The 21,984-nt window shown below is 71.8% G+C and carries 21 protein-coding genes; 11 read left to right on the forward strand and 10 right to left on the reverse strand.

Annotated features, from left to right (window positions below; genetic code table 11):
• Positions 1-519 precede the first annotated feature (519 nt).
• Positions 520-963 carry an ATP-binding protein gene (locus ACFQRF_RS18945; protein ID WP_379872467.1) on the forward strand — a complete coding sequence of 148 codons (444 nt, stop codon included), beginning with the start codon at positions 520-522 and terminating at the stop codon, positions 961-963.
• Between the two features lie 139 nt (positions 964-1,102).
• Here the strand turns inward: ACFQRF_RS18945 and ACFQRF_RS18950 are convergent, their stop codons facing one another.
• Together ACFQRF_RS18950 and ACFQRF_RS18955 are read right to left on the reverse strand one after the other, a co-directional pair.
• Complete coding sequence (locus tag ACFQRF_RS18950; protein WP_379872468.1) at positions 1,103-1,246, reverse strand: hypothetical protein; 144 nt, start codon at positions 1,244-1,246, stop codon at positions 1,103-1,105.
• 151 nt (positions 1,247-1,397) lie between these two features.
• Positions 1,398-4,613, reverse strand: coding sequence for an efflux RND transporter permease subunit (locus tag ACFQRF_RS18955; protein WP_379872469.1), 3,216 nt, complete (start codon positions 4,611-4,613; stop codon positions 1,398-1,400).
• Positions 4,614-4,815: 202 nt separating this feature from the next.
• Here ACFQRF_RS18955 and ACFQRF_RS18960 point away from each other — a divergent pair, with 202 nt between their 5' ends.
• Positions 4,816-5,298: a MarR family winged helix-turn-helix transcriptional regulator gene (locus ACFQRF_RS18960; protein ID WP_379872470.1), complete on the forward strand. Its 483-nt coding sequence runs from the start codon at positions 4,816-4,818 to the stop codon at positions 5,296-5,298.
• A gap of 467 nt (positions 5,299-5,765) precedes the next feature.
• On the opposite strand, the gene cmtR is transcribed toward ACFQRF_RS18960, so the two are convergent.
• The gene (cmtR, locus tag ACFQRF_RS18965) at positions 5,766-6,113 is read right to left on the reverse strand and encodes a Cd(II)/Pb(II)-sensing metalloregulatory transcriptional regulator CmtR (RefSeq protein ID WP_379872471.1); all 348 of its coding nucleotides are present in this window, start codon (positions 6,111-6,113) and stop codon (positions 5,766-5,768) included.
• Positions 6,114-6,196: 83 nt separating this feature from the next.
• Between cmtR and ACFQRF_RS18970 the strand changes: the two genes are divergently transcribed.
• The 6 genes from ACFQRF_RS18970 (at position 6,197) to ACFQRF_RS18995 (ending at position 12,472) form a co-directional block, all read left to right on the forward strand.
• Positions 6,197-7,126, forward strand: coding sequence for a cation diffusion facilitator family transporter (locus ACFQRF_RS18970; RefSeq protein WP_379872472.1), 930 nt, complete (start codon positions 6,197-6,199; stop codon positions 7,124-7,126).
• Positions 7,127-7,370: 244 nt separating this feature from the next.
• Positions 7,371-8,630: a Na+/H+ antiporter NhaA gene (gene nhaA / locus ACFQRF_RS18975; protein WP_379872473.1), complete on the forward strand. Its 1,260-nt coding sequence runs from the start codon at positions 7,371-7,373 to the stop codon at positions 8,628-8,630.
• A 198-nt stretch (positions 8,631-8,828) separates the two neighbouring features.
• Complete coding sequence (locus ACFQRF_RS18980) at positions 8,829-10,247, forward strand: TrkH family potassium uptake protein (protein WP_379872649.1); 1,419 nt, start codon at positions 8,829-8,831, stop codon at positions 10,245-10,247.
• A gap of 18 nt (positions 10,248-10,265) precedes the next feature.
• Complete coding sequence (locus ACFQRF_RS18985) at positions 10,266-10,934, forward strand: potassium channel family protein (protein ID WP_379872474.1); 669 nt, start codon at positions 10,266-10,268, stop codon at positions 10,932-10,934.
• Positions 10,935-10,998: 64 nt separating this feature from the next.
• Entirely contained in the window at positions 10,999-11,988 is a 990-nt protein-coding gene (locus tag ACFQRF_RS18990; protein ID WP_379872475.1) for a metal ABC transporter substrate-binding protein, read from the forward strand.
• Between the two features lie 250 nt (positions 11,989-12,238).
• Positions 12,239-12,472, forward strand: a complete 234-nt coding sequence (locus ACFQRF_RS18995) for a DUF397 domain-containing protein (protein ID WP_114398166.1) — start codon at positions 12,239-12,241, stop codon at positions 12,470-12,472.
• Between the two features lie 243 nt (positions 12,473-12,715).
• Here ACFQRF_RS18995 and ACFQRF_RS19000 read toward each other — a convergent pair whose 3' ends face one another.
• From ACFQRF_RS19000 to ACFQRF_RS19015, 4 genes are all read right to left on the reverse strand, one after another.
• Positions 12,716-13,582, reverse strand: a complete 867-nt coding sequence (locus tag ACFQRF_RS19000) for a helix-turn-helix domain-containing protein (RefSeq protein WP_379872476.1) — start codon at positions 13,580-13,582, stop codon at positions 12,716-12,718.
• Positions 13,583-13,807: 225 nt separating this feature from the next.
• Complete coding sequence (locus ACFQRF_RS19005) at positions 13,808-14,335, reverse strand: ATP-binding protein (RefSeq protein WP_379872477.1); 528 nt, start codon at positions 14,333-14,335, stop codon at positions 13,808-13,810.
• A 263-nt stretch (positions 14,336-14,598) separates the two neighbouring features.
• Positions 14,599-15,396: a glycerophosphodiester phosphodiesterase gene (locus ACFQRF_RS19010; protein ID WP_379872478.1), complete on the reverse strand. Its 798-nt coding sequence runs from the start codon at positions 15,394-15,396 to the stop codon at positions 14,599-14,601.
• Positions 15,397-15,749: 353 nt separating this feature from the next.
• Positions 15,750-16,520 (reverse strand): amidohydrolase family protein, encoded by a 771-nt coding sequence (locus ACFQRF_RS19015; RefSeq protein WP_379872479.1) that lies wholly within the window; start codon positions 16,518-16,520, stop codon positions 15,750-15,752.
• Positions 16,521-16,862: 342 nt separating this feature from the next.
• Here ACFQRF_RS19015 and fabG point away from each other — a divergent pair, with 342 nt between their 5' ends.
• From fabG to ACFQRF_RS19030, 3 genes are read left to right on the forward strand one after another with little or no spacing between them, the layout of a single operon-like run.
• The gene (gene fabG, locus ACFQRF_RS19020) at positions 16,863-17,621 is read left to right on the forward strand and encodes a 3-oxoacyl-ACP reductase FabG (protein WP_379872480.1); all 759 of its coding nucleotides are present in this window, start codon (positions 16,863-16,865) and stop codon (positions 17,619-17,621) included.
• Between the two features lie 30 nt (positions 17,622-17,651).
• The gene (locus ACFQRF_RS19025; protein WP_379872481.1) at positions 17,652-18,848 is read left to right on the forward strand and encodes an acyl-CoA dehydrogenase family protein; all 1,197 of its coding nucleotides are present in this window, start codon (positions 17,652-17,654) and stop codon (positions 18,846-18,848) included.
• Positions 18,833-19,984: an acyl-CoA dehydrogenase family protein gene (locus ACFQRF_RS19030; protein ID WP_379872482.1), complete on the forward strand. Its 1,152-nt coding sequence runs from the start codon at positions 18,833-18,835 to the stop codon at positions 19,982-19,984. Before ACFQRF_RS19025 ends, ACFQRF_RS19030 begins: the two co-directional genes overlap by 16 nt.
• A 66-nt stretch (positions 19,985-20,050) precedes the next feature.
• Here ACFQRF_RS19030 and ACFQRF_RS19035 read toward each other — a convergent pair whose 3' ends face one another.
• The 3 genes from ACFQRF_RS19035 to ACFQRF_RS19045 form a co-directional block, all read right to left on the reverse strand.
• On the reverse strand, positions 20,051-20,377 hold the full coding sequence (locus ACFQRF_RS19035) for a helix-turn-helix domain-containing protein (protein ID WP_379872483.1): 327 nt from the start codon (positions 20,375-20,377) through the stop codon (positions 20,051-20,053).
• A gap of 181 nt (positions 20,378-20,558) precedes the next feature.
• Entirely contained in the window at positions 20,559-20,837 is a 279-nt protein-coding gene (locus ACFQRF_RS19040; RefSeq protein ID WP_379872484.1) for an antitoxin of toxin-antitoxin stability system, read from the reverse strand.
• Between the two features lie 46 nt (positions 20,838-20,883).
• The gene (locus ACFQRF_RS19045; RefSeq protein WP_379872485.1) at positions 20,884-21,897 is read right to left on the reverse strand and encodes a threonine aldolase family protein; all 1,014 of its coding nucleotides are present in this window, start codon (positions 21,895-21,897) and stop codon (positions 20,884-20,886) included.
• Positions 21,898-21,984: the final 87 nt, after the last annotated feature.

Below are 21,984 nucleotides of genomic sequence, written 5' to 3' on the forward strand. Positions count from 1 at the left end.
GACTCACCGGTTTCGGCAGGTAACCCATAGTGGCACGAACCGGCGCCGGCGTCCCGGGGGTGGCGTGATCCACATCGAGGGTCGTCGCCGGGCTGGTATAACGCTCCGCCGGTGCCGGCCCCTGCGGAGGCCGGAGCACCGTCCGAGCCCGCTGATCTGCGGCGTTTCCGGGTTCGGCGTCCCCGTTGTCACCCCCGCCGAGCCGCCCTTGAGTCCGCCCGCGTATCCTGGCCGAGGATAAGAACACCCAGCCGCGACGCTCACCCGTCACCGCCCAACCTGCCCCACGAGTGATCCCACCGCACTTCTCCAGCGCCGTGACCCTTTGCGCATCGGACGCCTGGCGGAAGGGTCACCGCGCACGTCGACGCGGCCTGAATGCGACGTGCGCCCGCACACGTCGCCGGGGAGTGATCATTCATGCCCGACGTCCCCACCACGCCGGCTCCCGTACGCGGCCACCCGCCCCTGATCAGCGCTAGCGGTTCCCACCCGACCATCGAACTACCGGCGAAATCCATGGAACAGAGCCCGTCACTGCCCGGCGGCCACGAGACGCCGCACCGGCGCCGGTTCCCGGGACTGGCCAACCAGATCAAGCACGCCCGGCGATTCGTGGAGCGGCAGCTCGGCCCCACGCCCCAGACCGGCACGGCGACCCTGCTGACCAGCGAACTCGCGACCAACGCCGTGACGCACAGCGCGTCCGGCGGCCCCGGCGGGAAGTTCGAGGTCACGGTGTACAGCGCCGCCGGCTGGGCCCGCATCGAGGTGCGCGACCTGGGCAGCCCGGAGCGGCCACGCCCCCAGCACAAGGACCCCTACGACATCACGGAGCACGGCCGGGGTCTCGACCTCGTCGAGGCTCTGGCCGTGAAGTGGGGCAGCGAGCCGCGGGGCGACGGCCTCGGGCAGCTCGTCTGGTTCGAGCTGACCTGGGAGGACGACCCCCTCGCACCCTAGGGGCGGCCGGCGGTCCGCCGCCTCCCGGCGTGCCGCGCCTCCCCGGCATGACGAAGGGCCTCCCCGGCGGGGAGACCCCGGTCGTCGTTTCGGTGGATCGTTCTCCGGCGGTGCCGCCGGTGCTGGGAGGGGGTCGCGCTCAGCCGTCCTCCCCCGCGGGCGGCTCCGGCGGGAGACGGTACCGCTCGTAGAGTTCGCGTGCGTAGTCCTTGGCGTCCTGCGACGGCTCGCCGCCCAGTTCCGCGCGGACGAGGTCGTCGAGATCGGTGCTGATCGGATCCATACGACCAGAGATTGCCGAACGCGAGCACCCGGTGACAACTCGAACCGCCGTGAACCACCCGCCACACGCACGTTCCGCTCGTCCCGCAGGGCCACGGACACGCGGAAGGCCGCGCCCGGCCCCTCTCGGGGTCCGGGCGCGGCGCCGCAGGTCAGACCTGCTCGGCGGCCCGGTCCGCCCGCTCGCGGCGCGCGGCCTCGATGCGGGCCGCCCGGCGCTCCTCCCGGCGCGCGGCCCGGCGCTCCTTGCCGGCCTCGGCCATGGTGTACAGGACGGGGACCAGCACCAGCGTGAGCAGCGTGGAGGTGATGAGCCCACCGATGACCACCAGGGCCAGCGGCTGCGAGATGAACGCGCCGCCGCCGGTGATGCCCAGCGCCATGGGGGTCATGGCGCAGATGGTGGCCAGGGCCGTCATCAGGATGGGACGCAGCCGGTGCCGCGATCCCTCGACGACCGCCTCGCGCAGCTCCATGCCGTCCTCACGGTACTGGTTGATCAGGTCGATGAGCACGATGGCGTTCGTGACCACGACCCCGATCAGCATGAGCAGGCCGATCATCGCCGCGATGTCGAGCGGCGTGCCCGTGACGAACAGCAGCCCCAGCGCCCCCGTGGCGGCGAAGGGGATCGACACCAGCAGGATCAGCGGCTGGATCAGGCTCTTGAACGTGGCCACCATCACCAGGTAGACGATCGCCACGGCCGCCAGCATGGCGATGCCGAGCTGGCCGAACGCCTCGGTTTGGTCGGAGCTGACACCGCCGACGGACGCGGTGGCGCCCTCGGGCAGGTCGAGGTCCTCCAGAGCCGCGGTGAGGTCGGCCGTCACGGCCCCCAGGTCGTCGGCGGTGGGAGTCGCCGACACGGTCGCGCTGCGCACACCGTCGGTGCGGCTCAGCTCGGGGGCCTGCGTGACCTCCTCGACGTCGGCCACCTCGGAGAGTTCGACCTGTCCCCCGGTGGGGGTGCTGATCTCCAGCTCCTCCAGGGCCTGGACGCTCTCGGGTGCGTCGTCCACCCGCACCACGATGTCGCGCTCGACGTCGTCGATGGTGGCGCTGCCGACGTTGGTGCCCTGGAACGCCGCGGTGACGGCTTGGCCGATCTGCCCCTCGGTGAGCCCCTCGTCGGAGGCTCGCTCGCCGTCGACCCGCACCTCCAGGGCCGGCTGCGACGCGGCGACGCTGTTGGTCACGTCGGCCGCACCGGGGATGTCCCGGACGGCGGCCTCCACCTGGTCGGCCGCCTCGGCGAGGGTCTCGCTATCCGAGGCCTCGACCTGCACCTCAAGCGTGGAGCCGCCCATGCCGCCGGTCTCGTCGATACGCGGCTCGGCCTCGGTGTCGACCTCCGCCAGCGCCGCGCGCAGCCGGTCGAGGTAGACCGCCTGGTCGCCCTCCGGGTCGGTGGTGAGGGTGTAGCTGACGGACGTGACGGCTCCGCCGCCGCCGAACATGGCGCCCATGCCGCCACCGCCGCCGCCAACGGACGTCTGGTAGGACTCCACCCAGGAGAGCCCGGCCAGCGTCTCCTCGACCTTCTCGGCCTCGGTGTTGGCCTCGTCCAGCGAGGTGCCGACCGGCAGTTCCTGCGTGATGGCCACGGTGTTCTGGCCCTGGTCGCCGATGAAGGAGGTCTTGAGCTGGGTGGCCAGCCCGACCGTGCCGGCCAGGAGCAGCAGGCTGACGGCCAGCGTGATGACCCGGTGCCGGGTGGCCCACCGGATGACGGGCAGGTAGGCGCGCTGCAGCGGGGTGCGCAGCTCGCGCTCGTACTCTTCGGCCCGGACCCGCTCCAGGTCCTCCTCCGCGACGTCCTTGGGCCGCATGAACCAGTAGGCGAGCACCGGGATGATGGTGAGCGAGACCAGCAGCGACGCGGCGAGCGCGACGCTCACCGTCACCGCGAACGGGCGGAACAGCTCGCCGACCTGGCCGCCGACGAAGCCCATGGGCAGGAACACCGCGATCGTGGTCAGCGTGGCGGAGGTGACCGCGCCCGAGACCTCACGGACGCCGGTGAACACCGCCCGGTCCTTGGCCTCGCCGTATCCGAGGTGCCGCTTGATGTTCTCCAGCACCACGATCGAGTCGTCGACGACGCGGCCGATCGCGACCGTCAGCGCGCCGAGCGTGAGGATGTTGAGCGTGTAGTCGAAGAGCTGCATCCCCAGCAGCGCGATGAGCAGCGAGACCGGGATGGACACCGCGGTGACCAGGGTCGAACGCACCGACGCCAGGAACACGAGGATGATCACGACCGCGAACACGAGTCCGAGGACGCCCTCCTCGGCCATCGCCACGATCGACTCGTTGATGAACGGCGCCTGGTCGAAGACCACGGTGATGTCGGCGTCGTCGCCGAGCAGTGGCGCGAGGTCGTCGAGGGAGGACTGGACGGCCTCGGAGATCTCCACCGTGTTGCCGTCGGCCGTCTTGGTGATCATCACGCCGAGGCTGGGGTCGCCGTTGGTGCGGGTGATGCTGGAGGCGTCGTCGAGCGCCAGCTCCACGTCGGCGACGTCCTTGAGCTGGACCGCCTCGGGGGCGGCGGCTCCGGCGGCGCCGGGCATGGCCTGGGCACCGGCCCCCGGTCCGGCGGCGCCCTGGGCCGCGGCTCCGCTCGGCATCAGCCACAGGTCGGCGACGTCGTCGACGGACTCCAGCCGGCCGCCGGTGGTGACGGTGAGGGTACGGCCGTCCTCGGTGATCTCGCCGCCCGGCGCGAGGACGCCGCTGGACTGCAGGGCGGTGGTGAGGTCGTTGACGGAGAGTCCGGCGTCGTCGAGTTCGTCGGTGTCGGGGGTGACGGTGACCGTGGACTCCCGGATGCCGGTGACCGTCACGGCGCGCACGCCGTCGATGCTCTCCAGCTCGGGGACGACCTGTTCTTGGAGGGGTTCGGCGAGCGCCTGTGCGTCGCCGTCACCGGCGCCCGCGGCGAGCATGACGACGGGGACGTCGTCGAGGCTGAACGCCGCGACCGTCGGGTCGACGTCCTCCGGCAGGGCCGGCTGAACGCGGTCGACGGCCTGCTGCACCTCGCGGATGACCGAGTCGGTGTCGTCGCCGTAGTCGAACTCGGCGACGACCGAGGCCGACCCGTTGCTGGAGGTCGAGGTGTAGCTCGTGATGCCGGCCACCCCTCTGACCGCCTGTTCGAGCGTCTGGGTCACCTCGGACTCGACGACCTGCGGTGACGCGCCCTGGTACTGGGCGTTCACCGTGACCATCGGTATTTCGAGGGATGGCATCAGCTCACGCTTCGCCGACGTCGTGGCCATGAGGCCGAACGCGACGGCGGCGAGCGTGATCAGCAGGATGAGCGCCCGGTTGCCAAGGCTCATCTTGGCCAATCTGGACATGGAAGTGGTGCTCCTCGGAGGCTGTTCGCGCTGGATCGGGACCGCTGAGACGGGCGGTCGGGGAGACGCCGTGCCGCGCGACGGGTAAAGGGGGGCGCCGCGCGGTTCTGCCGGGCACGCGCGAACCACGATACTTCGGACGAACCAAAAAATCAGACCGAGGTGATACAAATCAGGGGATTGTCAGGGATATCGCAGTGACATGTCAGGGGTGACGATGAGCGAGCGGGCGTCCGGCGAGAAGGACGCGCTACTGCGACGGCTGCTGGAACTGGAGGAGCGCCGCATCCGGATGTTCGCCCGCGCATCGTCGCTGCCGCTGCTCACCACCACGCTGACCGTCCAGCAGCTCAAGCTGCTCGTGCTGCTCTCCCTGGAGGGCGACATGCCGGCGCACGAGCTCGCCGCGAAGGCGGGTGTGGGCGTGGCCACCCTAACGGGGATCGTGGACCGCCTCGTCGCACGCGGCCTGGTCCGGCGCCGCGAGGATCCCCAGGACCGGCGGATCAGGCGGATCGACCTCAGCGAGGAGGGCCGCGACCTGATCACCGAGTTCCGCGACGCCGGGCAGCGGCAGCACTTCGCCGCCTTCGCACGACTCGACACCGAGACCCTCGCGGGCCTGGTGCGGGGTATGGAGGCACTGTGCGCGGTGCTGGAGAAGGACGTGCCCGGTAACGGCTGACCCCCCGCAGACCGCCGGACGCGCCCGACCGCCGTTCTTATTCCCGACCGCCCGGGCGTTGGCGGGTCACGTTCGCCGCCTCGCTCGGCTCCACCGGCCCCGCGGCAGGGGCCTACGGCCAGAGGCGGCGCCGGTTACGCTCGCTCAGCGGCTCACCGTTCCGCACCCCCGGTCACGCTCCCCACCTCGCTCCACTCCACCGGCCCCGCGCAAAGGGGCCTACGGCCAGAGGCGGCGCCGGCTGCGCTCGCTCGGCGGCTCACCGCTCCGTGCTTCCGGTCACGTTCGCCGTCTCGCTCGGCTCCACCGGCCCCGCGCAAAGGGGCCTACGGCCGGAGGCGGCGCCGGTTACGCTCGCTCGGCGGCTCACCGTTCCGTTGTCCACAGCCTTGCGGGATCGGACTTGGTCGGGCCCCTGCCGGTGACGCAGGCTGGGGGTATGCGGATCTTCGGCCCGGCCCGGCGGCTCAGCCGGCACGCACCGGCTCGCTCTCACCCGGTGGCACGTGCTCGGCGGCCACCCCCCACACCACCCGGAGCAGGTCGTCCAGCGCGTGCGCCAGGGACGGATCCACCAGTTCGTAGCTCACCTGGCGGCCCTGCGCCGTGGTCGTCACCAATCCGCACTCGCGCAGGCACGCCAGGTGGTTCGAGACGTTCTGGCGAGTGAGCCCCAGGCGCTCGGCGAGGTGGGCGGGGTAGGCGGGACCGTCGAGGAGGGCCAGCAGCAGGCGGCACCGGGTCGGGTCGGCGAGCGCCCGCCCGAGGCGCTGGATCGCGGAGAGACGCTGCTCGGAGGTCAACATGAAAATCATTGTACATAACTTGCTGTATAGACAGCCCAGACTGTATAAACAGTGGAGGCTGAATCATTCGATGTGAACGGACGGGAGCATCCATGGGAACGGGACACGGGCACGCGCACGGCGGTCTGCCTGACGGTTCGACCGCGGCCGCCGCCCACCGCGGGCGGATGATCACCGTGCTCTGCCTGACCGTCGGCGTCATCGGCGTCCAGGTCGCCGGCGGGCTCGCCTCCGGCAGTCTGGCGCTGCTCGCCGACGCCGGGCACGCCGCCGCCGACGCCTTCGGCCTGGTGCTGGCGCTGTTCGCCATCTGGATCGCGGCGCGCCCGTTCTCCCCCAAGCGGACGTTCGGCTTCCAGCGCGCCGAGATCCTCGCGGCCGCCGCCAACGCCCTCCTGCTGTTCGCGCTGTGCGGTTACATCGCCTACGAGACCGTCCACCGCCTGGTCACACCGCAGCCGGTGGCCGGTCCGACGATGCTCGCCGTCGCCGTACTCGGCCTCGCCGCCAACGTCATCGGGCTGCTTCTGCTGCACCGCGGGCAGACGCAGAGCCTCAACCTGCGGGGCGCCTACCTTGAGGTGCTCAGCGACACGCTGTCCTCGGTGGGCGTGATCGTGGCGGCACTCGTCATCTGGCTGACGGGCTGGGACCGGGCCGACTCCATCGTCTCGCTGGGCATCGCGGTGTTCATCCTGCCGCGCGCCTGGGGCCTGCTGCGCGAGGCGGTCCACATCCTGCTGGAGGCCACCCCCCGGAACATGGACCTGGACGAGGTCCGCAGCCACCTGCTGGCTCAGCCCGGCGTCCTCGACGTCCACGACCTGCACGCCTGGACCATCACCTCCGGCGTCCCGGTGATGTCGGCCCACGTGGTGGTCGAGGAGGAGCGCCTCAGACACTGCGGGCGCATGCTCGACGAGTTGCACGCCTGCCTGTCCGGGCACTTCGACGTCGAGCACTCCACCCTGCAACTGGAGCCGGCCGGCCATGCCTCCCACGAGGGCGCCCGGCACCTCTGAGCCGGGACCATGACGTCGCCCGGAGGGCCGGCATCCGGACCGGCCCGTCACTCTCCATTTGTCCCGAGCCGCCCAGTCGGCCGGAAAGTTCCAGGGTTTGGACAAACCATGACACCACCTGGCATAGTCACACGGGCGACCCTGCGGGAGTTCGCCGGTCGTACCCCACGGGGTACGCCCGTAGGTGTGCCGGGAAGTCTGGTCGGCGGTTCTTTTTCGCGTTGACAGCCGGGAGGCATGCCACATGACCCAGAACCGCGGCACGGGCCGGCCGGCACTCGCCGAGGCGCTGCGCTCCGACGTGGTCGCCGGTTTCCTGCTCATCGGCGGCGCGGTCCTCGCCCTCGTCTGGGCCAACTCCCCGCTCGGCGGCGTCTACGAGGCCATCCGGACCTTCACGTTCGGCCCGGAGGCTCTGCACCTGAACCTCCCCGTCGAGGCGTGGGCCGCCGACTGCCTGCTCGCGGTCTTCTTCTTCATCGTCGGCAACGAGCTCAAGCAGGAGTTCGTGCACGGTGAACTCCGTAACCCGCGCAGGGCCATGCTGCCCATCGTCGCCGCCCTGTGCGGCATGGCCGTCCCGGCGCTGATCTACGCCGTGGTCAACTTCTCGCAGGGCGACGCCCTGCGCGGGTGGGGCATCCCGATGGCCACCGACATCGCGTTCGCGGTCGCGGTCCTCGCGGTGATCGGCCGCCACCTGCCGCCGGCCCTGCGCACCTTCCTGCTCACCCTGGCCATCGTCGATGACCTGGGCGCCATCATCGTCATCGCGGTGTTCTACACCGAGCACCTGTCGCTGGCGCCCCTCGGCGGGGCGCTGCTGCTGCTCGCCGTGTTCGGCTACCTGCAGCGCGGGCGCGGTCTCGCCGCGGCGCTGAACCGCTCCCGGGTCCCCAATTGGCTGGTCTACGTGCCGCTGGCCTTCGTCATCTGGGCGCTGGTGCACGCCAGCGGCGTGCACGCCACCATCGCCGGTGTGGCCATGGGCATGCTCATGCGGACCGTCCCGCACGCCGACGAGCGGATCTCGCCCAGCCACCACACCGAGCACGTGCTGCGCCCGTGGTCCAGCGGCGTGGCGCTGCCGGTGTTCGCGGTCATGTCGGCGGGGGTGGTCTTCGACGGGCTGGGCAGCATGTTCACCGACACCGCCGCCGTGGGCGTGATCCTCGGCCTGGTCGTCGGCAAGGTGGTCGGCATCTTCGGCGGCTCGTGGATCACCACCCGGGTGACCCGGGCCGAACTCAACCCGTCGCTGAGCTGGATCGACCTCGCCGGCATGTCCATGCTGGCCGGCATCGGTTTCACGGTCTCGCTGCTCGTCGCGGAACTCTCCTTCCCCGACCACCCCGAAATGCTCGCGCACGCCAAGGCCGGCGTCCTCGTGGCCTCGCTTCTGGCCACGGTCCTGGCGGCCAGTGTGCTGATGGTCCGCAGCGCGCACTACCGCAGACGCGCAGCGGCCGCGCCGGCGGAGCAGCCCGTGCTCGACGAGAGCTGACCGGTCCCGGCCGATCCGCCGCGACGGCGGCGGCCTGCCGTCCGCCGGTCGCGCGGTCTCGTAACCTGGGTCGGGGCGAACTTCTCCCGCTCCCGCCCCTGCCGAGGGGGCGGTGAGCCGCACCCGTCCAACGGCGCTAGTTTCGTGCACTGGAATGTCGCGAGCGGCGATGTCGAAGTGCGAAATGGCAGGCGAATGATGCGGGGAACACTGCGTGCCTGGCGCAGTCGATGGGAACGGTCACGCCACCGGGAGCGGTCCGGCACCGACCGCTTCGGGCCGCCCCGTCAGCACGCCTGGCAGCGTCCCGCCCAGCTCGTCGTCGCGGCGTTCGCGCTGGTGATCGTCATCGGCACCGGCCTGCTCATGCTGCCGGCCGCCAGCACCGGGCCCGGCGAGACCACACTGGTGCAGGCGCTGTTCACCGCCGTGTCCGCCGTCTGCGTCGCCGGTCTCGCGGTGGTCGACGTGGGGCGGCACTGGTCGATGTTCGGCGAACTCGTCGTCCTCGCCCTCATCAAGTCCGGTGGCGTGGGCATCATGACCCTGGCCTCACTGCTCGGGATGGTGGTGATCCGCAGGTTCGGGCTGCGGATGCAGCTCAGCGCCCAGGCCGAGACGCGCAGCCTCAATCTCGGTGACGTCCGCTCCCTGGTGGCGCGGATCTTCATCATCAGCACGACCTGCGAGGTCGTGGTCTCCCTCGTCCTGGCCCTGCGGCTCGTGACCCACTACGGCGAACCCCCGCTGCGGGCGCTCTACCACGGCGTCTTCCACGGCGTCGCGGCGTTCAACAACGCCGGACTGGCGCTCTACGCCGACAGCCTCACCCGCTTCGCGGCGGACCCGTTCATCCTGCTGCCGATCGCCGCGGCGATCGTGCTCGGCAGCCTGGGCTTTCCGGTGCTGCTGGAGTTGCGCCGGCACTTCCGCCAGCCACGCCGCTGGTCGCTGCACACGAAGCTGACGGTGACGGCCTCGGCCTTCCTGTTCGGCGCCGGCATCCTCGCCATCACGCTGCTGGAGTGGAACAACCCCGCCACACTGGGCCCCATGGGGTGGCCACAGAAGCTCCTCGTCGGTGTCTTCCACGGGGTGATGCCGCGCAGCGGCGGCTTCAATGTGGTGGACGTCGGCCAGATGGACGACTCGACGCTGTTCGTCACGATCATGCTGATGTTCGTCGGCGGCGGCAGCGCGGGCACCGCCGGCGGCATCAAGGCCACCACGTTCGCGGTGATCCTCGTCGTGGTGTGGGCGGAGATCCGGGGCCACCCCGACGTGCACGTCTTCGGCCGCCGGCTCTCCGGCAGCGCGATCCGCCAGGCGCTCAGCCTCACCTTCCTGTCCATGACCGTGGTGGCCGGCGCCACGGTCTACCTGCTCATCACCACCCCGTTCCACCTGGAAGAGATCCTGTTCGAGGTGGTTTCGGCCTTCGGCGTGGTCGGCCTGTCCACCGGGATCACCCCCGACCTGCCCACGCAGGCGCAGGTGCTGCTGGTGCTCCTGATGTTCGCCGGCCGCATCGGCCCCATCACCTTCGCCTCGGCCCTGGCGCTGCGGGAACGCACCCGCCGCTACGACCTGCCCGAGGCCCGCCCCATCATCGGTTAGCCACAGGGAGACGACGCAGTGCAACGCAACAGACCGCACGACAACCGCGTGCTGGTGATCGGGCTGGGACGCTTCGGCAGTTCCCTGGCGCTCGAACTCGTGTCGCGCGGCTGGGAGGTCCTCGGGGTGGACAGCAACGCCCGGCTGGTCCAGGCGTACGCCGACTCGCTCACCCACACCGTGATCGCCGACAGCACCGACGACGAGGCCCTCCGCCAGCTCGGCGCGCCGGAGTTCACCCGCGCGGTGGTGGCGATCGGCACCCACCTGGAAGAGAGCATCCTCACCACGTCGCTGCTCGTCGACATGGGCGTGCCCGACATCTGGGCGAAGGCCATCAGCCGACGGCACGGGCGGATCCTGCAGCAGATCGGCGCGCACCACGTGGTGCTGCCCGAGCACGACATGGGCGAGCGGGTGGCGCACCTGGTGTCGGGACGGATGCTGGACTTCGTCGAGATCGAGGAGAACTTCGCGTTGGGCAAGACCCGCGCGCCACGCGAGATCATCGGCCGCCGGCTCGGCGAGACCCGCATCCGTTCGCACCACGGCATCACGGTGGTGTGCATCAAGCGGCACGGCGAGCAGTTCACCTACGCCACGGCCGACACCGTGCCGCAGAAGGGCGACATCGTCATCGTGGCCGGCAAGACCGACAACGTGGAGAAGTTCGCCGAGCTCAGCTGACCCCGACAAATCGCGCAAATCTCATCAAATTGACAACCGTTTTCATTCTCCTCATGATGGGTCCATGCGATCCGGGATGTCGAGGAGAGTGGCCGCGGTGTGCGCGGCCGGACTGGTGACGGCGACCGCCGCGTGCGGCGGCGCCGACGGCGAGGACGGAGGGCAGGACGCCGCGGTGACGGTGGTGACCGGCGTCTACCCACTGCAGTGGCTGGCCGAGCGGGTGGGCGGCGACCACACCGAGGTGACCAACCTGACCGAGCCCGGGGCCGAGCCGCACGACCTCGAACTCACCCCGCGCCAGGTCGGCACGGTCAGTGGGGCCGACATCGTCGTCTACATCCCCGGCCTGCAGCCGGCCGTCGACGAGGCGGTCGCGCAGCAGGCGAGCGAGTCGGCCCTGGACGTCGCCGGCCTGGTGGAACTGCGCACGGCGACCGAGGGCGCGGACGGCCACGACCACGGCGGCCACGACCACGGCGGCGAGGAGCACGGGGATGAGGAGCACGGCGACGCGCACGACGAGGCCGGCGGCACCGACCCGCACGTGTGGCTGGACCCGGAGCGGATGGCGACGATCGCCGAGGGTCTGGCCGACCGCATGGCGGAGGCCGACGCCGCCAACGCCGACGCCTACCACGCCAACGCCGAACAGGTGGCGGCCGAACTCGACGAGCTCGACGCGGCCTACCGCGACGGCCTGGCCCAGTGCGCCTCGCGCGACCTCGTGACCAGCCACACCGCGTTCGGTTACCTTGCCGACCGCTACGACCTGTCCCAGGTGGGCATCAGTGGCGTCGACCCCGAGTCCGAGCCGTCCCCCGCGCGCATGGCGGAGGTGGCCGATCTGGTCGAGGAGCACGACGTCACGACGATCTTCACCGAGACGCTGGCCAGCCCCGCGGTCGCCGAGACCATCGCCGAGGAGACGGGTGCCACCACTGCGGTCCTGGACCCGCTGGAGGGCATCACCGATCGCTCTCCCGGCGACGACTATCCCTCGGTCATGACGGCGAACCTTGAGGCCCTGCGGACGGCGCTGCGCTGCGACTGACCCAGGGCGCGACCAGCCCAGCGAGCGCTGCCACGCCCCGCCGACCCCCAGGTCGGCGGGGCGTTGTCATGCAATCCCAGCCAGGACATTGCACCCGCTTACACGATGCCTACACGTGTCCCGACACTCAGAGGATTCTTATGCACGTGCGCTATCCTGTTCAAAGTACGGTGCGAATGCACGTGCATTAGACAGTGCATGGGCGCATGCGCGCCGCCCAGTCCGAACCAGCTGAGAGGGATTCGACCTCATGACCGCGTACAACGGTATTTCGGCGTCCGAACTGAGCAACGTCACCTGGCAGAAGAGCCGTCGCAGCAACTCGCAGGGCAACTGCGTGGAGATGGCGAAGCTGTCGGACGGTTCGATCGCGGTGCGCAACTCTCGGTTCCCCGAGGGCCCGGCGCTGCTGTACACCCAGGCGGAGATCGACGCGCTCATCCTCGGCGCCAAGGACGGCGACTTCGACAACCTGCTGAGCTAGCCAGGGAACGGTCGGACGCCGACCACACGCACACCGCGCCGCACGCCAGTGCGCGCACGGTGCCGACGGGAGGTCCCCGCGGACCCGTCCCGGCCGGAGGCCGGGAGGCGGGCCGTGGCCGGGTCCAGGCCCTGAGCCGGACCAGGACCCCCAGAACGGCCGCGCCCTACCGGGCGGCGGCTACGGGAGCTCCACTGCTTCGGGGGGTGGGGCTCCTTCTCACGTCGGGCCGGGCGGCCGCGCCTACAGGTCCGCGATCATGTCCGCCAGCATCTTCGGCGTCTGGTTGGGCGGCTCCGCCGCGACGCTCAGCCGCTCCATCGCCATCGTGTACGCGTCCACGTCATCGGACTTGTCCAGGTACAGGGCGCCGGTGAGCTGCTCCAGGTAGACCACGTCGGCGAGGTCGTACTCGGGGTAGCGCAGGATCGTGAACGACCCCGCCTCCGCCGCGTGCGCGCCGACCGAGAACGGGATGATCTGCAGGGTGATGTTGGGGTGGTCGCAGAACTCCACCAGCCGTTCGAGCTGGCGTTTGAGGACCTGCTCGTGCCCGACCGGCCGGCGGACCGCCGCCTCGTCCACGATGGCCCAGAGTTTCACACCGCGGTGCTCCAGGATGCGCCGCTGCCGGTGCATCCGGACCGCCACGCGGTTCTCGGCCTCGCTGTCCGCGTCGCGCCGGGTGCCGCCCAGGATGACGGACCGGGCGTAGTCCTCGGTCTGTAAGAGGCCGGGGACGAACTGCGCCTCGTAGGTCCGGATCCGGGTCGCGGCCTCTTCCAGGCCGACGTAGGACTGGAACCAGTTGGGCAGCGCGTCACCGTACTGCTGCCACCAGCCCGCCTTGTTGGACTCCTTGGCCAGCGTGATCAGCGGCTCCCGCTGTGCGGGGTCGGTGACGCCGTACAGACTGAGCAGGTCCTCCACGTCGCGGAGTTTGAACCCCACCCGGCCGAGTTCGAGTCGGCTGATCTTGGACTCCGAGCCGCGGATCTTGTATCCGGCGTCGGCGCGCGTGATGCCCTTGGCCTCACGCAGCTTGCGGAGCTGGTACCCGAGCAGGATGCGGCGCACGGTCGGACCGCTGCCGGGTTCCGGATGAGCCATGCCCACCGCTGCTGCCTCCCCACCTCGGATTGCGCGGCCCCGGTGCCGCCTTCCCCCTCCGGAAGGCGCGTGGCACGCACCGTGCGCAACCCTTAAACGTTATAGCCGACGGTGAGGAACGATCGGCACTCACCGCCCGTCAATCTCCTGGCCGAGCCCGCACCGGGCCGGCACGGGCGGTCTGCCGGCCACTCAGCGTAACCGTCCGGATGCGCCGGAACCGGCTCAGGCGAACAGCGCCCACACGAACTTGCCGTCCGGCACGGTCGGAACCGCTCCCCACGTCCGGCTGAAGCACGACACCAGGTGGAGCCCTCGCCCCGTTTCGGCCATGAAGTCGGGCTCTCGCTGGGCCGGGAGCTGGTCGCTGCCGTCGCGCACGGCACAGACCAGCTCGCCCCCGCGGCGCAGGACGCTCAGCTGGATAACGTTTTCATATCCACTGGAACCGGCGAGGTAGCCCCCGGCGTGTCGCAGCGCGTTGGTCACCAGTTCCGAGACGACCAGCTCGACGTCACCGACCATGCGCGACATCCCCCAGTCGCGCACCACGGTCACCGCCAGCTCGCGGGCGACCTTGACCGTTCCCGGATCGGCCTCCAGCCGCCAGGTGGCGCTGTCGTGGCTGGCCGTGCCGGGCAGCGAGCCCCAGCGGGGCGCCCCCTGCCGCAGGGTAGGGAGCCACCAGGACTGCGGGACTCCGGAGGCGACAGCGGCCGAGGACGTCCATCCCCACGCCGATGTTCCCCTCACCGATTCCTGGGCTGAATGTCCGGTCACCGCGATCCCCTTGCAGTCGTTTCGATCGCTCGAAATACAGCTGACGCGTGGACGCCAGTATTCTCCGAGGACTATGCAGATGCAAGGCCCGGATGCACGTGCATGCGCCTCATGCACTCATCCTAGAACATCAGCCCCTCGATGAGCAGTTGAAGGCTGAACACAATAGGCATCGATTGGGTCACCGAACGACGGCGGCCGCCCGGCATGGACCCCGGGATTCGCGCCGGACCGGACTACGCGGCGGTCGCGAGGTGGCCGACCACCCGGTCCGGGTAGTCGGAGATGATGCCGTCGACCCCGTCGCGGATCACCCGGCGGATGGCGTAATCGGTGTTGACGGTCCAGCTGAACATCGTCATCCCGAACTCGTGCACGTGCCGGACGTAGGGCGCGCTGACCCTCAGATAGTGCGGGTTGATCTGGCTGGCGTAGCGCGCGACCCGGCGCAGCGCGTACCGGCTGTAGGTCTTGCCCAGCGCCGCGGTGCGCACCTCCGGGACCAGATCGGTGATCCAGCGCAGCGTGACCCAGTCGAAGCTCTGCAGAATGAAGCGGCCCTGGGCGCCGGCGGTCCGCCAGTGCTCGTCGTCGGCGACGCGGTCGGCCAGGCGGCGGGCGGCGGCGGGATCACGGCGGCGCACCTTGAGCTCCACGAGCGCGCCCAGCCGGCAGTCCTTCAGGGTCTGCAGGGCCTCGTCCAGCGTGGGGACGCCCTCCCCGGCGAAATCGGTGCCGAACCAGGAGCCCGCGTCCAGCCGCCTGATCTCGGCGAGCGTGAAGTCGCAGACCCGCCACGGCCGCCGGTCCGGGAAGAGCTCGCTGACGTTGGTGGTTCGGCGCAGGGTGGCGTCGTGCATGACCACGAACTCACCGTCGGCGGTCTGCTGGATGTCGAGTTCGGCCATGTGCGCACCGCGCCGGCCCGCCTCGCGCAGGGCCGCGAGAGTGTTCTCGGGGGCGTAGGCCGAAGCTCCACGGTGGGCGACGACGATCACGCCGACCCCCTCCCGGCGGACGGGCACGTGCGGCACCGCGGAGAGCGGACTCTGCTGCCCGACATCCGCACCGCCCCTCTCGAATTGCGTCCGGCGGCCTTTTCGCCCCCAGTGTCGTCGTTCCCGGTTAGCGCGGGATGGCAACCGGGTGAGCGCCGAGTGGAGCGCCGACCGCCATGTTCGTCAGCGCGGACTTCCGGCCGAACCGGCCGTACCGGAACGGCCGCCGCCGTAGCGTCACCCTACCCCGCCGGCAGCCGCCGATTTCGTCGCTGACCGGATTGTCGTGCCATCACCACCGTGGCAGGTGGTGCCGGCCCCAGGCGGGCTCGGCCGACCGGGCCGGGGACTCGGCCGCCGGCGACGCGGGCGACCCAGCCTACTGGACCTCAGGACCAGGCCGGCACCGGCGCCGGCGCACCCTGTTCCGAGGTCCGGACGCCGTAGAAGTCGAGCGCGTTCCGCCAGAAGACCGGGGCGGCGAGCTCGGGGCCGAGCACCTGGCGCACCAGGTCGGCGTCGGCTCCCGGGCGCGCGGAGACGGGCAGGCCGGTACCGAACATGAGGGCCGCCGGGTTGACGTCGACGACGGCGCGCAGTGCGGCCGGGACGTCGAGGTCACCGAGCCCGAAACCGCTAGCTTTGACCCGGGCTCCCCCTGCGACGAGGTCCAGCAGCGCGGGCAGGCCGGAGGCCGACAAGCCGAGGTGCTCGATGCTGATCCGGGGCAGCGGGGTCAGCCGGCCGGCGACCTCCGGCAGGTCCGCGGCGTCCACCCCGAGTTCGGTGGGCCAGCCGAGCAGATCGGCGGCGCGCATGCCGAGCTGGACGTGGGCGTCGAGGTCGATACCGGCGCCGCCGCGCAGGTCCAGCCGCAGGGCGCGCACGCCGGCGGCGTGCAGGTCCCGCAACTCGGAGTCGGCGGTGTCGGGGTGCAGTTCGGCGACGCCGACGAACATGGGGCCGAGCCGGCGCAGTGCGTCAAGGAGCGGACCGGTGCCGCGCGCCGTGTGCGGTCCGGCGAGCACGGCGCCGCCGGCGACGTCGAGCGGCGCGATGCGGGTGCGGTAGTCCTCCACGGTGAAGGGCTCCACCGGGGTGCCGTCGCCGGCCGCACCCGGGAGCCGCGGATCGATGATGTGCAGATGGGCGTCGAACAACGCCTTCGCCTTTCCGAACGGCCGGCCGCCTGGTGAGCGGGGACGGGGGACGGGCGACCGGTCCGAACACCGTAGCGCCCGAGCGGGCGTCCCGGCACCCCGAACGGGCGGCCGGCCCGGTGGCGGCGCGGCGAGAACGTGCCTGTCAGGGCACTCCCGGCGGGCACGTGGACTTCACCACGGCGACATACCGCCTGGTCGGTAACCGCTGGGTAGGATCGCCTCGACCGTGTCGCCGATCCGCAACCGCTCGGGCTGAGCTCCCCGCTCCGCAGCCGCTCGGACGGTTTTCCCGCTCCGCAGCCGCTCGGGCTGAACTTCCGCAACTCCCTGGAGGTAGGCATGTCACAGACCCCCCGCGTCGCCATCGTCACCGGAGCCGCCCGTGGCATCGGGGCGGCGACGGCCCACCGGCTGGCCGCCGAAGGACACGCGGTCGCGGTCGTCGACCTCCTGGAGGACCAGGCCAAGGCGACCGCCGACGCCATCGTCGCAAAGGGCGGCACCGCAATCGCCGTCCCGGCCGACGTCAGCGACACCGACCAGGTCACCGCCGCGGTCGCCCAGATCGCCGAGCGCCTCGGGCCGCCCACCATCCTGGTGAACAACGCCGGCGTGATCCGGGACAACCTGCTGTTCAGAATGACCGACGCGGACTGGGACACCGTGATGGGCGTGCACCTGCGGGGGGCGTTCCTCATGAGCCGCGCGGCGCAGGCGCACATGACCCAGGAGGGCTGGGGGCGCATCGTCAGCCTGTCCAGCAGTTCGGCGCAGGGCAACCGCGGTCAGGCGAACTACTCCGCCGCCAAGGCCGGCCTGCAAGGCTTCACCAAGACGCTCGCGATCGAGCTGGGCAAGTTCGGCGTCACCGCGAACGCCGTCGCCCCCGGCTTCATCGTCACCGACATGACGCGCGCCACGGCGGAGCGGGTCGGGATGTCGTTCGAGGACTTCCAGCAGGCCGCCGCGGCGAACATCCCGGTCCGCCGCACCGGCCGCCCCGAGGACGTCGCCGCCACCATCGCGTTCCTGACCAGCGAGGAGGCGGGCTTCGTCTCCGGCCAGGTCATCTACGTGGCCGGTGGCCCGCTCGACTAGGGCGGCCGGCCCCACTTCACGGGAGGCTCCATGGCAACGGTTCCCGAGGGCCGCGTCGACGGCGCGGCCCTGCGGGCGCGGGTGGCGGACTTCCTCGCCGCGCACGACCCCGCAACGACCGATCCGACCGAGTTCCTGGCCGCCCGGTTCGACGCCGGGCTGGCCTGGGTGCACTTTCCCGAAGGCGCCGGTGGGCTCAACGCGCCCCGGCACCTGCAGCACGTCGTCGACAGTGAGTTCGCCCGCCACGGCGCCGAGCCGGCCGGGCGGGAGATGCTGCTGATCGGCCTGGGCATGGCCGCCCCCACCATCGCCGCCTTCGGCACGCCGGAGCAGCGGGACCGCTACCTCCGGCCGCTGTACACCGGCGAGGACATCTGGTGCCAGTTGTTCAGCGAGCCGGAGGCGGGCTCCGATCTGGCGGCGCTGGCCACCCGCGCGGTCCGGGACGGCGACGGGTGGCTGGTCAACGGCCAGAAGGTGTGGACGTCGCTGGCGCACCGGGCGCGGTGGGGGCTGCTGCTGGCCCGCACCGATCCTGACGTCCCCAAGCACCGGGGGCTCAGCTACTTCATCTGCGACATGGCGGCGCCGGGTGTCGAGGTCCGCCCGCTGCGGCAACTGACCGGCCAGGCCGAGTTCAACGAGGTGCGGCTGACCGACGTGCGCATCCCGGACACCGACCGGCTGGGCGCGGCCGGTGACGGCTGGCGGGTGGCACAGACGACCCTCATGCACGAACGAATGGCCATCGGCGGCGACGCCGAGCCGCGCGAGGGCGGTCTGATCGGCGTGCTCTGTGCGCTGTGGCGCGACCGGCCCGAGCTGCGGACGCCCGGGCTGCACGACGCGCTGCTCCGCCTGTGGGTGGACGCCGAGGCGGCCCGGCTCATGCGGGAGCGGCTGCGACAGCAGGTCGCGGCGGGCCGGCCCGGTCCGGAGGGCTCGGCGGCCAAGCTGTCCTTCGCCCGGCTGAACCAGGAGATCTCCGCCCTGGAGCTCGAACTGCTGGGCGCCGAAGGGCTCGCGTACGACGACTGGTCGTTCCGGCGGGCCGACGGGGTGGACCTGTACGGGCGCACGGCCGGGTTCCGCTACCTGCGCACCAGGGGGAACTCGATCGAGGGCGGCACGTCGGAGATCCTGCGGACCATCATCGCCGAACGCGTCCTCGGCCTGCCGGCCGAGCCACGCGTGGACAAGGACGTCGCATGGAAGGACTTGTGAGCCCGGACGCCGACGGCCCCCGCCTGCTGTACGGCGAGATCGAGGAGGACCTGCGCGCGAGCGTGCGGGCGCTGCTCACCGACCGGTGCCCGTGGCAGGCCGTCCTGGCCAGGGTCGAGACGGCGGAGGTGACCGACACCGCGCTCTGGCGGGCGCTGGCCGCGATCGGCGCGGCCGGGCTGCCCATCGCCGACGCCGACGGCGGCTCCGGGGCGTCGTTCCGGGAGGCGTCGGTGGTGGCGGAAGAGCTCGGGCGGGCGGTGGCGCCGGTTCCGTTCCTCGGCAGCGCGGTCCTGGCCACGGCGGCGTTGCTCGCGCTCCCCGATTCCGGCGGCGGCCGGCCATCGGCCGGGACGCTGGCCGGCCTGGCGGCCGGCGAACGCACGGCCACCCTCCTGGTGCCCCTGGCGACGCCGCCGGACGCGCCGTTTCCGGCGTCCGTCCGCGCCGCGGACGGGCGGCTCACCGGGACGGTGCGCGGGGCGGCCGACGCGGACGTGGCGGACCTGCTCGTGGTTCCGGCCACCGGACCGGACGGAGCGGGTCTGTACCTGGTGGCGGCGGCCGACTCCGAGCGCACGCCGCTGGTCGGCCTGGATCTGACGCGGCCGCTGGCCGACATCCGGCTCAGCGCGGCGCCCGCGCGCGCACTGGCGACCGGCGCCCCCGCCGAGCAGGCGGTGCGGTCGGCGCTGGTGACCGGGGCGGCGCTGCTGGCGGCCGAGCAGCTCGGCGTGGCGGAGTGGGCGCTGGAGACGACGATCGGCCACCTGCGGATCCGCACCCAGTTCGCCCGTCCCCTCGGCTCGTTCCAGGCCCTGAAGCACCGGCTCGCCGACCTGTGGGTGGCCATCTCGCAGGCCCGGGCGGTGGTCCGCAACGCCGCTGGCGCGGTGGCGGCCGGCGGCCCCGACGCTCCGCTGGCGGCCGCGCTGGCCCAGGCGTTCGTGCCCGGTGTCGCCGTCCGCGCCGCCGAGGAGGCCGTCCAGATGCACGGCGGGATCGGCTTCACGTGGGAGCACCCGGCACACCTGTACCTCAAGCGCGCGAAGAGCGCCGCGCTGGCGCTGGGCACGGCCGACCGGCACCGGGCGGCCATCGCCCGGATGGTGGATCTGCCGGGGGCGGACGGATAGCCGGTATGAGGACGTCCCGGCCACCGTCGTGTTCCCGAACGGGAGGCGGGGGCGTCTCCGGCCGGGTCAGGTGGGCGGCCGGGGCCCGCTCGGCTGACGGACGAGTGGGAGGGTGCCCAGGGCGCCCTCCCACATGCGGATCGGTCCGGCGGCGTGCGGCTCGAACCGGACCGAGTCGATGTCGTGCCCGGCCGTCAACCGGACATCCGCGTTGAGGGCGGCGGCCAGCCGGCGCAGCAGGGTGACCGTCGGAGCGGTGCCCCCCTCCTTGATGCACTCGATCTCATCGATGGTCATGGCCGCCCGCCCGGCCAGGTCCGGAACGGAAAGTCCCAGAGCATTCCGCCGGTCATACAGCGCCTTACCGAAGGCCAGGGACTCCCGGATCGCCATCCGCTCCGGGTCTTCGGGGGGAGAATCCGGACGCACCCAACGCGGGTGGTACCCGGCCATCACACCCGCCTCTCATGGCTCTCCACGACCGCCCTCTCGTGCTCGCCGGCCCAGAGTTCCCGCGCCCGGAACTCGCACGTCGTGACCGCGTCGCAGGGCCGTGGTCCGGACGCGCTGTCGTTCACGACCCGAGCGTCCGTCCCACCTCTTCAGCGGGAATGACCTGTGAGCGACCGGCACGCAGGTCGGCGAGTCGTGCCTCGGCCACCCACCCGTCCTCGCGGTCCAGGTACTCCTCATAGGCTTCGACCCATTCGGCCGGGACCACGGCCGCCGCTCGACGATGTCCCCGCCCACGCGTGATGTAGGTGATCTCGCCGCCGAAAGCGGCCCGGTTCACGACCTGGGAGAATTCGTCGCGGGCTCTACGGATGGAGTACTCCGCTGGTTCAGCGCTCATGATGCGATCATGCGCCAGGTCCGCCGGGGTCGCCACCGAATCACGCTCATCCACCCGCCCGCACCACCGTGCCGATCCGCCGCAGCGCCTCGTCGATGTCGGCGTCGGCGATGTCCAGGTGCACGACCATGCGGATCCGGTCGGCTCCCAGCGGGAGGGCGGCCACGCCGGCGGCGCGGAACTCCGCGGCGCGGCGCTCCGCCGCTCCGGGCTCGGTCGTCACCAGCACCATGTTGGTGCGGGCGACGGCGGCCAGGCCGGGCAGTTCGGACAGCCCGGCGGCCAGACGTTCGGCCCGGGCGTGGTCCTCGGCCAGCCGGGCGACGTTGTGGCGCAGCGCGTACAGCGCGCCGGCGGCGATGATGCCGGCCTGGCGCATGCCGGCGCCGAGCATCTTGCGGGCGCGGCGGGCGCGGGCGATGGCCTCGGCGTCGCCGGCCAGCGCGGATCCCACGGGGGCGCCCAGTCCCTTGGAGAAGCACACCGCGACCGTGTCGGCGCCCTCGGCGGCCTGCTCCGGCGAGACGCCGAGCGCCACCGCGGCGTTCCACAGCCGGGCGCCGTCCAGGTGCACGCGCATGCCGTGTGCGTGGGCGAAGCCGGCGACCCGGCGCTGCTCGGCACGGGGGACGACCCGGCCGGTGAAGGTGTTCTCCAGGCAGAGCAGCCGCGGCCGGGCCCGGTGGATGTCGTCCACTCCGGCCGCCCAGGCGTCCAGCAGCTCCTGGCCGGGGTAGCCGTGGTCGCCGCCGTAGGTGCGGGGGAGCACCCGGCTGAGGACGGCGAGCGCGCCCTGCTCGTTGCCGACCACGTGCGATCGCTCGTGCGCCCAGATCTCGTCGCCGCTGGCGGCCGACACGAACACGCCCAGCTGGTTGGCCATGTGGCCGGACGGCACGTACAGGGCGGCCTCCCGGCCCAGTGCCGCCGCGGTCTCCTCCTCCAGCGCCCGGACGGTGGGGTCTTCCCCGAACACGTCGTCGCCGACCTCGGCCTCCGCCATCGCCCGCCGCATCTCACGGCTCGGCCGGGTGACCGTGTCCGATCTCAGGTCGATCATCTGCGCGCCTCTCCGCTCGCCCGCGTCCGATCCAGCGTAGTGAGAGGGCCGGTCAGCGGCGGCGGGGCCCTCCGGTCACGGGGCCGC

Source organism: Marinactinospora rubrisoli, from assembly GCF_042664915.1.
Lineage (GTDB): Bacteria > Actinomycetota > Actinomycetes > Streptosporangiales > Streptosporangiaceae > Marinitenerispora > Marinitenerispora rubrisoli.